11 protein-coding genes are annotated in these 14,832 nt (G+C 36.0%); all 11 read left to right on the top strand.

From position 1 onward, the window contains the following. Nucleotides 1–3: 3 nt before the first annotated feature. The 11 genes from KKF19_00200 to KKF19_00150 all read left to right on the top strand — a co-directional run bounded on the left by KKF19_00200 (nucleotide 4) and on the right by KKF19_00150 (nucleotide 14,780). Nucleotides 4–1,296, top strand: a complete 1,293-nt coding sequence (locus KKF19_00200; protein ID MBU2579380.1) for an amidohydrolase — start codon at nucleotides 4–6, stop codon at nucleotides 1,294–1,296. Nucleotides 1,297–1,348: 52 nt separating this feature from the next. After that, nucleotides 1,349–2,017, top strand: a complete 669-nt coding sequence (locus KKF19_00195; protein ID MBU2579379.1) for a hypothetical protein — start codon at nucleotides 1,349–1,351, stop codon at nucleotides 2,015–2,017. After that, nucleotides 2,014–2,844 carry a nucleotidyl transferase AbiEii/AbiGii toxin family protein gene (locus KKF19_00190; protein ID MBU2579378.1) on the top strand — a complete coding sequence of 277 codons (831 nt, stop codon included), beginning with the start codon at nucleotides 2,014–2,016 and terminating at the stop codon, nucleotides 2,842–2,844. The genes KKF19_00195 and KKF19_00190 overlap by 4 nt, the downstream gene beginning before the upstream one ends. Nucleotides 2,845–2,973: 129 nt before the next feature. Continuing rightward, entirely contained in the window at nucleotides 2,974–4,188 is a 1,215-nt protein-coding gene (locus KKF19_00185) for an ATP-binding protein (protein MBU2579377.1), read from the top strand. Nucleotides 4,189–4,403: 215 nt separating this feature from the next. Then, nucleotides 4,404–10,931: a hypothetical protein gene (locus tag KKF19_00180; protein ID MBU2579376.1), complete on the top strand. Its 6,528-nt coding sequence runs from the start codon at nucleotides 4,404–4,406 to the stop codon at nucleotides 10,929–10,931. 42 nt (nucleotides 10,932–10,973) lie between these two features. Further along, nucleotides 10,974–11,597 carry a hypothetical protein gene (locus KKF19_00175; GenBank protein MBU2579375.1) on the top strand — a complete coding sequence of 208 codons (624 nt, stop codon included), beginning with the start codon at nucleotides 10,974–10,976 and terminating at the stop codon, nucleotides 11,595–11,597. A 14-nt stretch (nucleotides 11,598–11,611) separates the two neighbouring features. Next, nucleotides 11,612–12,418 carry a cohesin domain-containing protein gene (locus KKF19_00170; protein ID MBU2579374.1) on the top strand — a complete coding sequence of 269 codons (807 nt, stop codon included), beginning with the start codon at nucleotides 11,612–11,614 and terminating at the stop codon, nucleotides 12,416–12,418. Nucleotides 12,419–12,655: 237 nt separating this feature from the next. Next, complete coding sequence (locus tag KKF19_00165) at nucleotides 12,656–13,198, top strand: SocA family protein (protein ID MBU2579373.1); 543 nt, start codon at nucleotides 12,656–12,658, stop codon at nucleotides 13,196–13,198. 1 nt (nucleotide 13,199) lies between these two features. Continuing rightward, entirely contained in the window at nucleotides 13,200–13,583 is a 384-nt protein-coding gene (locus tag KKF19_00160; GenBank protein ID MBU2579372.1) for a hypothetical protein, read from the top strand. 108 nt (nucleotides 13,584–13,691) lie between these two features. After that, nucleotides 13,692–14,333, top strand: coding sequence for a DsbA family protein (locus KKF19_00155; GenBank protein ID MBU2579371.1), 642 nt, complete (start codon nucleotides 13,692–13,694; stop codon nucleotides 14,331–14,333). A gap of 30 nt (nucleotides 14,334–14,363) precedes the next feature. Next, nucleotides 14,364–14,780 carry a hypothetical protein gene (locus tag KKF19_00150; protein MBU2579370.1) on the top strand — a complete coding sequence of 139 codons (417 nt, stop codon included), beginning with the start codon at nucleotides 14,364–14,366 and terminating at the stop codon, nucleotides 14,778–14,780. Nucleotides 14,781–14,832: the final 52 nt, after the last annotated feature.

The following is a 14,832-nucleotide window of genomic DNA, read 5'->3' as shown; positions in this document are numbered from 1 at the left end:
CCCATGATTTTAATTGAAAACATTAATGTTATCACTCAAAACAAAAAGCGAGAGATTATTAAAAACGGAGCAATTCTTATTAACGGGAATAAGATAAAAGAAATTGGAGCGAGCGCGGAGATTGGAAAGAAATACAGGAGCCAGGCGAAAAAAATAATTGATGGGCGGGGACGGGTTGCTTTGCCTGGCTTAGTTAACGCGCATACGCACTTAGCGATGTCTCTTTTGCGCGGCTATGCCGACGACTTGTCTTTGGAGGATTGGTGGCAAAACTATATCTATCCAATTGAATCCAAGTTCGGCCGAAAGGAGGTCTATTGGGGTTCTCTTTTAGCGCTCATGGAAATGGTAAAATCGGGAACGACCTATTTTACCGATTTCTATTATCACGAAGACGAAGTCGGAAAAGCGGCTCAAAAAGTGGGAATGAGGGGCGCGCTTGGTTGCGCTGTTTTGGATTTTCCTTCTTTCTATTCCAAAAACCCTGCGGATGCTTTCAGGAAAATTGAGAAATTAGCAAAAACAAAAATCGGTCTGACCGATTACGCGCTTGCGCCGCATATGTTTCAGACAACCTCGTTGAAGACATACAAAAAGGCGAAAGAAATCGCGCGCCGCCGCAATCTTCTTTTAACAACTCATTTAAGCGAAACAAAACAAGAGGTTGATTTTTCGCTAAAAAAATACAAAAAAAGGCCTGTGGAAGCGCTGGACGAGGCAGGTATTTTGGACGAAAAAACGCTTTTAGCGCATTGTTGTTGGTTAAATAAAAAAGAAATTAAAATTTTAGCGCGTTCGGGCGCCTCGGTCGCGCACTGTCCGATTTCAAACATGAAGCTGGGTTCTGGAATAATGCCCTTGGAAGAAATGATGGAAGCGGGCGTGAATGTTTGTCTTGGGACGGATGGCGCTTGTTCAAATAATTGCTTGGATATGTTTGGAGAAATGAAAGTCGCCGCCTTGACGCACAAAGGGTATCGTCTTAATCCGCTCATTGCTGACGCGCAAACTGTTTTAGATATGGCGACAATCAACGGAGCCAAAGCGTTGGGATTAGAAAAAGAACTCGGTTCCTTAGAAGAAGGCAAAAAGGCGGATATAATCATTCTTGATTTTGAAAAACCGCGTTTGACACCTTGCCATAATTTGGTCTCAAATATAGTTTACGCCGCTCAAGGAAGCGATGTGGAGACAATAATCATCAACGGGAAAATAGTTATGGAAAAGGGAAAAATTCAAGGCGTTGACGAGAAGGCGGTTTTGAGACAGGTTCAGAAAATCGTGGATAAATGTTGACAATCTGTTTCTCATAATATACAATATATGTATATTATAAGAAACAAGTTTTATGGTAAAAATAAATAAAAAATCCAAAGGTTTTCGTTCAGAAAAAATTAAAAGCGCGATAAAAAATTTGCCTTATTTTCGTATTGAAAATTTAACCGTTATTGAAGAAAATAAAAAATATCTAAGAATATTATTGTCCAGGTTGTCAAAAAAAGGCGAAGTAATTTCTTTGAAAAAGGGAGTTTATGTTTCCAAAAAATATTTGGAATTTATTGAAAAAAGCAATGGCATGAATGAATATTTGGAATTTATTGCTAATATTTTATATGAGCCCGCTTATATCAGCCTTGAATACGCGCTTGGGAAAAATAATATTTTAAGCGAGACCTCAAACAGCTTCACATTAATCACCGAAAAAAAGACAAAAAAGTTTTCCAATAAACTGGGACTTTTTGATTATCATCACATTAAAGAAAATTTATTTATCGGTTTTGAACTTCATAGAAAAGGCGAGTACTTAATTAAAAAAGCCAGTTTAGCGAAAGCATTATTTGATTTTTTGTATTTAAGAAAAAATATTTTGCGACATAAAACGGCAGTTAAAGAACTGCGGCTTAATCTTGGCGATTTTAGAAAAAAAGATATTAAAGAATTGGAAAAATATGTCAAATTAGAAAGCAGTAAAAAAATGACTGACATATTTAATTATTTATTTAAATCAAGAATATGAACGAAACAGAAACAATTATCAAAGATATAATCAAAAAAAATTTTGAAAAATCAAACTTATATAAAAGAAACTTATTAAAGGAATATTTTCAGGTTCTCGCGCTTGACTACATATATTCTAATGAAAAATATAATAAATTGGTGTTCTATGGCGGTTCTTGCCTTTCCCAATGCTATTCTCTGCCACGACTCTCCGAGGATCTTGACTTTGTTGATATTGAAAAAAAAGTATCAATAGAAGAATTGGCTGATGATTTAAAAAACTTTTTCTGTAAAAAAACAGATTTTTCTGTTTCAATTAAACCGCAGAAGTTTAGAATATACTTAAAATTTCCGATTCTAAAAGATTTTGGATTATCAAGCGGCGCTGAATCTGATTTTTTACATTTAAAAATAGAAATATTCAAGAATTTTAATTTTTGCCGTAAATACAAAACTGAAATTAAGCCGTTGTTTAAAAACAATAAATCTATTTTAATAAAAACTTTTGATTTGCCGACATTAATGGCGACCAAAATCAAGGCCGTTTTGCGCAGAAAATGGGGAAAGACAGATAAAAAAGGAAAAAAGTTAATTAGCGTTAAGGGTCGCGACTATTTTGATTTGATGTGGTATTTAGAGCAGGGAATAAGTCCTAATTTAGATTGTATTGAAGAGGTGGAGACAATTGATGATTTAAAGAAGAAACTTCTGGCAATCGTGGAAAAAATTGACTATAAAAGCATTACCTTGGATTTAGAAAATTTTATTAGCGACATAGCGTTTGTAAAAAAATTGGGCAAAAATATTAAAGATATTTTAAGAAACAAAATAAAAGATTTGAAATAGGAAAACCGCGCAAGGCGCATTATTTATACCAATCCCTAAATAGCGTCTAAAAATTTGTGGATATTATGCTCTTGACAAGAACATAATATCTGATAATATGAGGTTAATAATTAAATTAAAGTATTTTTTATGAGTATTATAAGGGATTTGACTATTAAAATTAAAAAAGAAATTGACAACAACGAAATAGCGCTGATTATTGGTCCGAGGCAATCTGGCAAGACGACTATTTTGCGTCAAATAGAGGATTTTATTCAAGAAAAAGGCAATGCTGTTCATTTTCTCAACTTAGAGGATTATGAATATCTTTCTTTGTTAAAAAAAACGCCCAAAAATCTTTTTAAAATCTTTCCTTTTGATTTGAAACAAAAAACTTATGTTTTAGTTGATGAAGTTCAATATCTTGATGACCCGACTAATTTCTTAAAATATTTTTATGATGAATATAAGGGAAAGATAAAAATTATCGCGACTGGCTCATCTGCTTTTTACATAGACCGCAGATTTAAAGATTCTTTAGTTGGCCGCAAAAAGATTTTTAGATTATTGCCTTTGTCCTTTAGAGAGTTTTTAAAATTTAAAAATAAAGAGGATTTGGCAAAAAAGAATTTTAACAAAATTAGTTTATCTGAAAAAGAGAAAGTTGATTTATATTACCGCGAGTATTTAACTTATGGCGGATATCCAAGAGTTGTTTTATCGGATAGAGCCCAGAAAAAAGAAGTTTTAGGGGACTTGGTTCATTCTTACATTAAAAAAGATATTTTTGAGGCCAACATTAAACAGGAAGAAGTGTTTTATAATTTAATGAGAATTTTGGCTTCTCAAACTGGCAATTTGGTTAATAGTTCGGAACTTGCCTCAACCTTAAAAATATCCCGTTCGACGGTAGAGGACTATTTGTCTATTATGGAGAGGTCATTTCATATCAGATTAGTTAGTCCTTTTTACGGAAATTTAAGAAAGGAAATTACTAAAATGCCAAAAGTTTATTTTTTGGATTTGGGATTGAGAAATTTTTTATTAAAAAATTTAGATTCTTATGATTTGCGCGAAGACAAAGGACAGCTCTTAGAAAATGCTTTGTATAGAGAGTTGTTGGAAAAGTATGATTTTTCAGAGATAAAATTTTGGCGAACTATCCAGAAACACGAAGTTGATTTTGTGGTTGAGGAAGAGACAGCTTACGAAGTTAAAGTAAATTCAGAGAAATTCAATAAGAATAAGTATAAAAAATTTATTGAAACCTATCCTAAAATAAAATTTTATATTGCCACTATCAATAGGATTAAGGAAAAAATTAATAACATTCCAGTTGTTGATATTAGACAGTTGGAGAAATAAGGTGTTCAACCTTCAGGGTTGAACACTTTTCAGCAAGCAATCGCGCCCAAAACACTTGACATTTTAGGATTGAAAATATAGGATGTAATTAAGTTAGAATTTTACTTTTTGGTTTTTTGTAAAAATTAAAATTTAATAAATAAAATTTTGTAATCGTTTTCGGCGCGAGTGAAAAATTATTTTCTACTTGGTCAGGCGTTTGCAAAAAAGACATCATGAATAATTCTCATATTTCTCGTTGGAGGGAAAAAGTTTCTGGGGGGGGGCTTAGGTGGTCGCCTTTTTTAATTTTGTTTGCCGTCTTAATCATGGGCGGTTTTTTTGTTTATAATTTTGTTTTGGCGGAACATACGGCGACAGCGACTACTGCGCCGGAATTTGTTGCTGGCGGTTCTACTGATGCTTATGGATTTACAGTGACGAATAATGGAGCGGATTCTGTGTATAAAATCACTATAAGCGTTGAAAGTGGATCTGGTTTTTTAATAGACACAAGCACTATTTCTTGCCCTGCGGGGTGGACAAATGATTCAGAATCTTCTAGTTTACAAGCTGTTTGCATGACAGATGTATTTAGCGATAGTATTTTAACTGCTGACAATAGCGTTAATGTTGCTTTTAATGCTACATCTCCAACGCCTACAGTAGACACGGAATATACATGGGGTGTTGCGACAAGAGATGTAAATGAGGGTTATACATTTAACACTGATACAAAAACAACTGTTGATGTGACAGCGCCGACAATTTTATCAATCACCACTAAAGATACCAATGGTGATGGAAATGTGGAAATGGCTACTATTGTATTTAGTGAAGCAGTAGATGACTCAACTTTTTCTGCAGGCGATTTTATATGTGGTTCAGCTCCTGTAATTACCATAGATACTGGAGGCATAGTAAACGATAATACTTTTGATATTGTTGTGGAAAATAAAGCAACTGGAACGGAAGCGAAAGTTGTTGTTTATACTGCTGGAAGTGGAGCAGATATGGTTGGTAATCCATTGGCAAGTTTTTCTCAAACTTCTACAGATGAGGCTAACCCTGTACTTTGGTCAACCAGAACTAAAACGATAAATACTATTGAATTGGCATTTTCTGAGGATTTGGATGGAACTACAGATGCAATAGCTGATTTTAGTGTAGAGGGCTATACAATAACAGGCACTAGTGAATTAAATGGGGTTATCACTTTAACGTTGGGAACTAATTTCGGGACAGGAGAAACTCCTAATGTAGGTTACGTTGGGGATGTTAAAGATTTAGCTGGACTTTCTGCTCCAGTGGCAAGCCCTATTACTTTTGATGGTATTGCTCCAATATTGGAAACAGCTGTTTTAACAAATTCAACCACCGTTGAATTAACATTTAGCGAAGACGACATTGGGGGTTACATAGATCCTCTTGAAAATATAACTTTAAAAGGGATTAATCCGACAGGGTTTTTTATTAATGAATTCAAAGATGATGTAGTGGTATTGACTTTTGGTTCAGATTTAGGAACATCAGCGATTACAGACGATTCTGAAGATTTAGAAATTGCAGTTGGCGCATTTGAGGATAATTCAAAGAATGCCTTGCTTCAAGTAGAAAATCAAGATGTAAGTGATGGAGCAAAGCCAACTATTGTTAGCGTGACAGCAAACCCAAGTTTGGCAAAAGTGGGAGATGTTACGATAACTGTTGTATTTAGCGAGGCGATGAATTCTACAGCCCCGACTTTTAGCTTTACGGGAATAATAGGCGTTATAATAACTCAAAGTGATGGCGCTTGGTCTGGAAATACTTGGACAGAAATATTCACTCTCTCAGATGCGAACGAAGAAGCAACGGCAATAATTATTGTGTCTGACGCGGTAGATTTAGCTACACCTGGGAATGTGATGGATGCTGATAGCACAGGAATATTTGATGTTGATACATTAGAACCAACAGTTACAATTACTCTTAATGACACAGCTCTAAAAGTCGGAGAAACCGCCGCAGTAACCTTTGCATTTTCAGAAGTACCAACTGGATTTACTGTCGATGATGTGACGGTTATTGAAAACGGGACATTATCTAATTTTACTATTGACAATGGAGATGCAAAAATCTATACAGCTACCCTTACTCCTGCAATAGATATTGATGATAATGAAAATGTTATCACCGTTGGCACTAACTGGACTGATGTAGCCGGAAATGCTCCAGTTGGACCTACAAGTTCTGCTAGTTATGATATTGATACATTTGCTCCCGCTATAACATCGGTAATTTCTAATGCAACAACAGCAGGAATATTAAAAGTAGGGAATACTATTATTTTTACAGTTACCCCTACTATTCCAGAAACAGGTTTGGTTATTAGCCCAACTGTTTATAATGGCGGAACTTTGATTTGGTTAACTGTTGATGGCACAACTTATACGGCGACTTATACGGTTGAGGAAGATCAATTGGACCAAACTTCACCTTTGCAATTAACAGGCGTTACATTAACTGATTTGGTTGGAAATATCGGCGGTTCAATAAATGGAATTGATGTTGTAAAAACTATTGACGCGAATACGCCGGGCGCTCCGACTATATTAGCAACAGATATTAATATTGTTAATTCAACAATGACTATTACTGGTACTGGCGAAGCAAATGCTGTTGTAAGTTATTCAGTAAAAGATAAAGAAGCCTTAGAAATAACGGGAGTAAGTAGTGTTGATGGAAGCGAGAATATTAATATTACCAGTATAGATGTTTCAGCTTTGGCTGATGGAAATTTAACAGCTTCCGCGACTTTAACTGATGCGGCGGGAAATGTTAGTTCAGCCGGAATCAGTATCGCAACTAAAGATATGATTGCTCCAGTAGTAAATATAACTGCTCCGTTGACTGGCGCTTATGTAAATAGTGATACTGTAATAACTTTTGCAACTGATTCAACTAATTCGCAATGTTCTGTTGATGACACTAATTGGACAGTTTGCGCAAGCGGGGTCACAAAAATGTCTGCTATCGCTGAATTTAGCGGAGTGGTAGAAGGCGCTTCATTTACTTTATATTTCAAAGATGCTGATACATCTGGAAATATAGGAGCTGACAGCGAGGGTGGAATTATCAAGGACACAGTTGTTCCGGCAACAACTCTTATTACAAGTCCTGTAAGTCCAAATGGAACGAGCAACTGGTATGTGACGCAACCAACAATAACATTGACTTGCGCTGATGATACAAGCGGTTGTGATAAAATTTATTATAAATGGGGGACATCTGGAACTTATGCAGAATATACAGGAATATTAACTGCTTCAGAAGGCACTGATACTTTGTATTATTACTCAGTAGATGTTGCAGGGAATGACGAAGAAATAGCAAATCAAACATTTAAAGTTGATTTAACTGATCCTAATGTAGAGGCTGGAACAAATAAAATTGTTAACGCTCTATTTACTCAAGATGCAACAGTTGATGATAGTGTTTCTGGAGTAGCAAGTTATTTATGGACAGATGTAACCACAAGTGGAGCTGGAACAATTACTTTTGGAACACCAAGCACAGAAGATACAACAATTGAAGCAAACGGAACAAACCCAGACGATACTTATACAATCCGTTTAACAGTTGTTGATAATGCAGGAAAAAGTTCTTCTGATACAATGACTTTGGTTTGGGATAAAACGAATCCAGTTATTAGTAGCTTTATTTCCCCTGTGGCAGACACTGTTTACATCGCTGATATACCACTAACATTTACAGCGACCGATGCTAATTCAGTTGCTTGTTCCTACACTATAAATGGCGGAACACTAATTGATGTTAGTTGTTTAGGTGCAATGATTCCTAATGCTAACTTAAATGATGGAAGAAATGCATTAGTTCTTTCGGCTACTGATTCTGCTGGGAATACTGTTAGTAAAGATTCAGTTTCTTTTGTTTATAATTATAATAAAATATTGATTGTTGATGTTACTTTTGGGACAACTGATGTTGATTTTATAAACATTCAAGAAGCGATTAACAAGGCGACAGAGGGAGATACAATTAATGTCTCGGCTGGGACTTATGCTGAAAATTTAACAATTAATAAAGCGTTAAATCTAGTTGGCGCTGGAAAAAACATCACTACTATTAATGGTAATTTAGAAATTACAGCCAACGATGTATCTGTAACGGAATTTACAATATCCGCAGGCGGCGTTTTAATAGATTTGCCAGTTGGCGTAACTAGTGTTGTAATATCTAATAATATTCTTGTAGGGCAAGGAGCAAGCGTTGGTGGAAGAGGTGTATTATTTGATAGACCCGGTGTATATGGAGTTAATATAACAAATAATACAATACACGATTTAACTTCCGGGGTTTATTTAGGTAATAGCGGAAGCGGGATTGTTAATATAGAGAATAATGAATTCTATAATAATACGGCTGGCATAGGCGCTATCAACTACGCGACTGTAAAGTTAAATTATTTTCATGACAATGCGGAAGATATAGGAATTGCTGATTATGCTAGTAATTATTTAGTACAAAGAAATAAATTTAATTCCCCAGTAATTAATTATGGGTCAATTAGTCAAGCTTTTGCGGAAAATTGGTGGGGAAGCGCCTCAGGACCAATTCATGCGGATAATCCAAACGGAATCGGCATCGGTAGTTTAAGTGGTAATTTTAATTACAGACCTTGGTGTACTAATGAAAGTTGCGATCTGATTGACGAAACTGCGCCAATTGCAATATTACCAGATGTAGTTAGTCCAATTAGCAGTGATGAAATTACTTTAAGTGTAAGCGGTGATCAAGTTGTTTATTATAAATATGATTTAGACGATAGAGGTTATGGAGCAGAAACACCGTTCGCTACCGCAATAAGTGAGACCGGATTAAGCGAGGATTCTCATATAATTTCTGTAATTGGAAGAGATCAAGCAGGTAATTGGCAGGCAGAAGGAAGCGCGACAACTTATACTTGGACGGTAGATACAGTCGCACCGACTATCAGTAAAATTGAAGTTAGTCCAAATTCGGGAACCGCTAAAGTAGGCGATACAGTCATTTTAACTATTACTGCCGATGCGGTTGGTTATACTGCCAGTGTTATCACTGTAAATAGCGTAGATGTTACTGCCCCGTTAGTTGATAATAACGATAATACATATACGGCAACTTATCTTGTGGTAGAAGGAAATCTTGATGTAGCTTCTGGCGCAATCACAGCGAGTGTAATTCTAAAAGACACAGCAGGTAATGAAAATATCGCCTATACGACCGTAACTGCCAACACTTTAGCAATTGACGCTAATACCCCAGTAATCAGTTCAGTTACTTCAGACGCTACTGGCGCAGGCTGGTTAAAAATCGGAGATACTGTCACTTTTACAGTTGATGTCGCTACTACTGAAACTGGTTTAACTATTACCCCTGCCACTTATAACGGCGGAAATTTAACTTGGACTGCAGTTAGCGGCGGAGATATTTATACCGCAACTTATACAGTAGAAGAGGGGCAAAGTGATCAAACTACTACCTTACAATTAACAGGAGCGCAAGCAACTGACCCAGCAGGCAATGTTTCAATTGCAGTTGATGGAAGTGATGTTGCTAAAACTATTGATGCCAACACGCCGACAGTCGCGCTTCTTGTTTTCCCTTCAACACTACAAGGCGGTTCTCAATATCTTATAAAATGGGATGCCATAGATGATAATTTTAGTAATGCGCCTATTAAACTAAAATATTCTGATGATAATAAATACAGTTGGAACGATATTGTGATAAATACAGCAAATGATGGTGAATATTCATGGCTTGTTCCCAATGTTAATAGTTCTAAATGTTATATAAAAATAACAGTTACTGATTTAGCGGGAAACAATATTATATCTCAAAATGTGGATGCTTTTGGAATAAGCGTTGATAGCACTTCTCCAACCGTTGAATTAATTAATCCTAACGGAGGCGAGAATTGGCAAGCAGGTTCAGTCCATAATATTACTTGGGACGCTTCGGATAATATTACTGCAATGGGAGATTTGAAAACAAAATTAGATTATTCCAAGGATGGCGGAACAAATTGGACAACGATTATAGAAAGCGATAATAATCCACAACCATTTTACCAATGGACTGTGCCAGAAGAAGCTATTGGGGAGAATGTAGCAATAAGAATTATTGTTACTGATGAAGTTGGCAAGGAAGGCTCAAGTGCTAGAAGTATTAGTATTACAGAAGCGGTGGTTGAACCAACTCCGATTTGTACTGATAATGGCGGTGGAACATGGACTTGCGATATTCAATTAAACACTGGTTGGAACTTAATTTCATTGCCAGTGATATTTAGCAATACTGACATAGCCACAGTGCTTACTGGTATAAACGATAAGATTATATTAGTAAAATATTATAATTCAGGTGAATGGTTAAACTATGTTCCTGGTCAAGTAAAAACATTAACAACAATGGAAGACGGAAAAGGTTATTGGGTAAACATGACCAACCCTGCTGTTTTGACTGTAACAGGGACAGAGATGCCAGAATTTTCTAATCCATCGCCTACCTATGAAGTGGTACAAGGATGGAATCTTATTGGATTGAAATCGACTTCAGCTCGCATGTTAAGCTCAACTTATCTTCAAAGTTTAACAGGAAGTTATATACTATCAGATGAGAATAATGTAAATAGAACTGATGACTATATGAATTCAGGAGAAGGATATTGGTTGTGGATGAATCAAGCAGGAAATATTGTAACTTTTAACGAAAAATAAAATGCTTAAATACTTGGTGTATTTAACATTAAGAAAATAATTATGAAAACAAAATTACAATTATTAACTATCTTAACAATTTCTGCTTTGATTATACCTGTGATGGCGTTAGCCCAATCTTCTCCTCCATCAATACCTCTTTTGGTTTATGGTAGTGTTGAAGTTGATGGTAGTTTAGCGCCGGTTGGCGCTATAATCACAGCGGAAATAGAAGATAAAGAAGTTGCTAATACAACAGTAACAATTCAGGGTAGATATTCTATTGATGTCCCTGATGGTAGCGTTAATGAAGGCAAAATGATAAAATTCAAAGTTATTGGGATTGCTGATGATGCTAATCAATGCGAATCTCTTAATGTTGCTACGAATCCAATTGTTTATCTTGATTTATCTGTTATTAGTCCAGTTTCTCCACCCCCGGCGCCTCCTGTGTCTTCTGGCGGTAGCAGCAGCGGCGGTTCGTCAACTCCTTCTCCAGTAAGTCCGCTTAGCGCGGCGGCTCAAGTAGTAGATACTAATGGAGATGACAAAATTGATATTTTGGACTTTAACTCATTAGTAATTAATTGGGGAAAGACGGGGAGTGGTAATGTGGCTGACTTTGATAATAATGGAACAGTTGATATTTTTGACTTTAATTTATTAATGACTTATTGGACGGGATAGGTTGACAAAAAATTATGAATAAAACTAAATTAATAACTATACTAACTGTTTTAGGAGGAATTGTTTTAGCGAGTTCTGTTTTTGCGGCGGCGACTATTTCATTTTCGCCAGTTAATGTCAATGTTGTTCAAGGAGAGAATTTTGATTTGGTTGTGTCAATCAATCCTCAAGGGGTTAAAAGTTATACAACGAAAGCAGAACTTGAGTATCCCGCTGATTTATTAGAAGTAAAGTCGTTTAATTTTGGCAGTAACTGGATGGCTCTTTCTGCGTCGGGATACGATTTAATTGATAATACCAACGGCATTCTTATTAAAACGGCTGGCTACCCGGGCGGGCTGTCTTCGGCGGTTGCTTTTGGGACAGTTTCGTTTACAGCCAAAAAATCTGGTAGCGGAGTGATTGGATTAGGAAGTAATTCAATGGTTCTTAACGCGGAAAATCAAGACATTTTAAGCGGTTCAATAGTTCAAACGGCTGTGAATATTGCGGCGCCAGCGCCAGTTCCAACAATTCCAGCCGCGCCAGTTGCGCCATCGGTAAAGACGCCAAAAGCGGAAACGCCAGTTTTTTCAGAAGACGCGAAAGAAGATGAGGGGAAAGACGAAGGAGAGGGTTTGGGAACAAAAGATGAGGTTAGCGAGAAGCAGGACGATGAACAAGTAATAGTTTTAGACCAAGAGGAAGAAAATAATCAGAATGGTCTTTTGGCCGGCATTGCGGGATTGGGTTCAGGCGAATGGCTGATTATTTTAGGAATTGTTTTATTAGTTTTGTGCGTTTTGATTGTGATTAGGAAGAGAAAGCGGAAAATACAATAAGAGAAGAGTAAAAAGTGTTCAACCTTCAGGGTTGAACACTTTTTTATTTACAAAAATTTGCGTTGATTTTTGATTAGTGGTAAAATGTCAAATAAATGTATTATCAACATTGGCAATGTTGATAATGTAATAAAATCAACATAGAAGGAAGAAAAAGGTGTCAGGAACCCTTTTTTGCGGGTTTCTAATGTGTTATAATCATCTTGAGTGGTTTTGAGTCTTGCCTAAATTATAAAAATGCGTATATCTATATCAAAATTAAAAGCTATTCTTTTGTATTTTTGCGCGCATACTAATCCTAGATTTTTGGGCAAAGTTAAGTTGATGAAACTTTTCTACTTTTTGGATTTTATGCATGTAAAACAGTATGGATCGCCGGTAACTTATGACGATTATGTTCATTTAGAACGCGGGCCAATACCATCAAACATAAAAAATTTAGTTGATAATGTTGATGACGATATGGATGACGCAATTTTGTCAGATACGATAAAAATAGAAACATTAGAAGGACAAAAAATACATAGAATTTTGCCGCTAAGAAAATTTAGCAAAGATGATGAAAAATATTTTTCTGAAAACGAATTAGATATACTTCAAAAAGTATGTATTAGATTTGGAAATGTTAACACAAGAAAAATAGAGGATGAATCGCATAAAGAATCTCCATGGAATAGCACGGAACTTTTAGACAAAATTCCATATATACTCGCTGCTGATGATGCTGATTGCAAGGTTACTAAGGAAGAAATAAAATTGCTAATGGATTTAATCAAATAAGATGATAACTATAACTTTTGGCGATGTCTTTAGATACAATGGCAAAGAATACATATTTTTAAAGATTACCCCTGATACAATATACGCGGCTTGGATTTTAAACAAAAAGGATAGTGAAAAAATATCATCTCTTTATAATCGCAGAATATCTAATGGCGGAAGGGACCTTGAGAGTAGAACAATATTTGCTTTTGTAACTTTAGACACGAAAGAATTTAAAAAAAGAATTGCGTCATTTCATATGACAGGAAATGACCTTATTAAAGCGACAGGAATTGAACCTATTGGAATATCCGTATCGGACAAAGACATTAAAGAATTGAAGGCCTTGATAAGAAGCAGTCCGTGCGTTTCCAAGGAATTAAAAAAAGATTTCGTTAAATAAAAAAACAATCCTTTTGCTTGGGTTGTTTTTTTGTTTTGAAAAATTTGCGTTGATTTTTGATTAGTGGTAAAATGGGGGAAATAAAAATAAAACTTTAAACTTAAATTTATGCAAAACAATAAAACAATTATTTTCGGAGTGGTGGCAATCGCGTTTTTGGCGGGTGTTGTTTGGTACGCGGGGAATTACGGGTTGGATGTGGCAAAGCAGGCGGCTTCTGTTTTGGGAAGCGGCGAGAAGCAGACAGACGCTGTTTTAGGCGAAGAGTTTTTTTTAGGCAACCCAGACGCGCCAGTAACGCTCATAGATTATTCAAGTCATTTTTGCGGGCATTGCGCTAATTTTCACAGGGATACCCTGCCCTTGATTATGGATGAATATATTAAAACAGGAAAGGTTAAATTTATTTCCCGTTTGCTTTCCCCGCTTGAATTAGGAATGGCCATTTTGTGCGCGCAAGACCAGGGCAAATTCGCGGAATTTAACGAGAAGCTTTTTGAAAAAGCGGCAGAACTTAAGGCGGCGGAGGATATCAAAATAATAGCGGCTGATTTGGGATTAAACCAGAAAGAATTTAATTTGTGTTTTGACGCGGAGAAATATAAAACGAGCGTGGAAAAATGGTTTGAACAAGCGCAGGAAGATGGCGTGAGCGGAACGCCTAATTTCTTTGTTAATGGCGAGCAAATTGTCGGTAATCAACCGTATAGCGTTTTTAGAGACGCGATTGAAAAAGCGCTTGCGAAGTAGTTTTTTAATAATTAAAAAGGAGGTGGTCTCTTGGCAAGAATAGGTTTTGACTTAATCAAAAAGAAAGATTTTTTTAGGAGTGATATCGGAACAAGAGAGAGGGGCAATATTTCAGAAAAAAAAGTGGAAGAAGCCCTTGGGCGTCTTAAGAGAAAGAGATTAATTGTTAACTTTTTTAAGACATCAACAATTAAATCAATAGATAAACGCAAAATTGATTTTATCGTCATTATTATAAAGGGCGCCTATCACTTGGCGGTGGGATTGAATGCGAAAAGTTCCTGGATTGGAGCGTTGGAACACGAAAATATAACAGCGCGAGCGAGAACGCGAGGGAGAGGAAGAAGAAATATGTTTAGCAGAATACCGGCAGTTATTGTCAACGAGAGAGATTCTGTGGAGGATCTCTGTGTTAAAATTTTAAAAAAAATTCGGAACGAATCCTGATTCTTAAATAAAAATAGAATCAGGATTTTTGTTTTTTTGAGTTTTGTGATAT

Source organism: Patescibacteria group bacterium, assembly GCA_018830295.1.
Lineage (GTDB): Bacteria > Patescibacteriota > Minisyncoccia > Portnoybacterales > UBA2143 > JAHJSM01.
Note: the sequence above shows the minus strand (reverse complement) of the source record. Positions and strands in the feature narration are given on the sequence as shown.

Excerpts from the sequence above, each read along its gene's own strand:
- KKF19_00180 (MBU2579376.1), top strand. The coding sequence starts at position 4,404 with ATGAATAATTCTCATATTTCTCGTTGGAGGGAAAAAGTTTCTGGGGGG.
- KKF19_00195 (MBU2579379.1), top strand. The coding sequence starts at position 1,349 with ATGGTAAAAATAAATAAAAAATCCAAAGGTTTTCGTTCAGAAAAAATT.
- KKF19_00165 (MBU2579373.1), top strand. The coding sequence starts at position 12,656 with ATGCGTATATCTATATCAAAATTAAAAGCTATTCTTTTGTATTTTTGC.
- KKF19_00185 (MBU2579377.1), top strand. The coding sequence starts at position 2,974 with ATGAGTATTATAAGGGATTTGACTATTAAAATTAAAAAAGAAATTGAC.
- KKF19_00170 (MBU2579374.1), top strand. The coding sequence starts at position 11,612 with ATGAATAAAACTAAATTAATAACTATACTAACTGTTTTAGGAGGAATT.
- KKF19_00175 (MBU2579375.1), top strand. The coding sequence starts at position 10,974 with ATGAAAACAAAATTACAATTATTAACTATCTTAACAATTTCTGCTTTG.
- KKF19_00155 (MBU2579371.1), top strand. The coding sequence starts at position 13,692 with ATGCAAAACAATAAAACAATTATTTTCGGAGTGGTGGCAATCGCGTTT.
- KKF19_00190 (MBU2579378.1), top strand. The coding sequence starts at position 2,014 with ATGAACGAAACAGAAACAATTATCAAAGATATAATCAAAAAAAATTTT.
- KKF19_00160 (MBU2579372.1), top strand. The coding sequence starts at position 13,200 with ATGATAACTATAACTTTTGGCGATGTCTTTAGATACAATGGCAAAGAA.
- KKF19_00200 (MBU2579380.1), top strand. The coding sequence starts at position 4 with ATGATTTTAATTGAAAACATTAATGTTATCACTCAAAACAAAAAGCGA.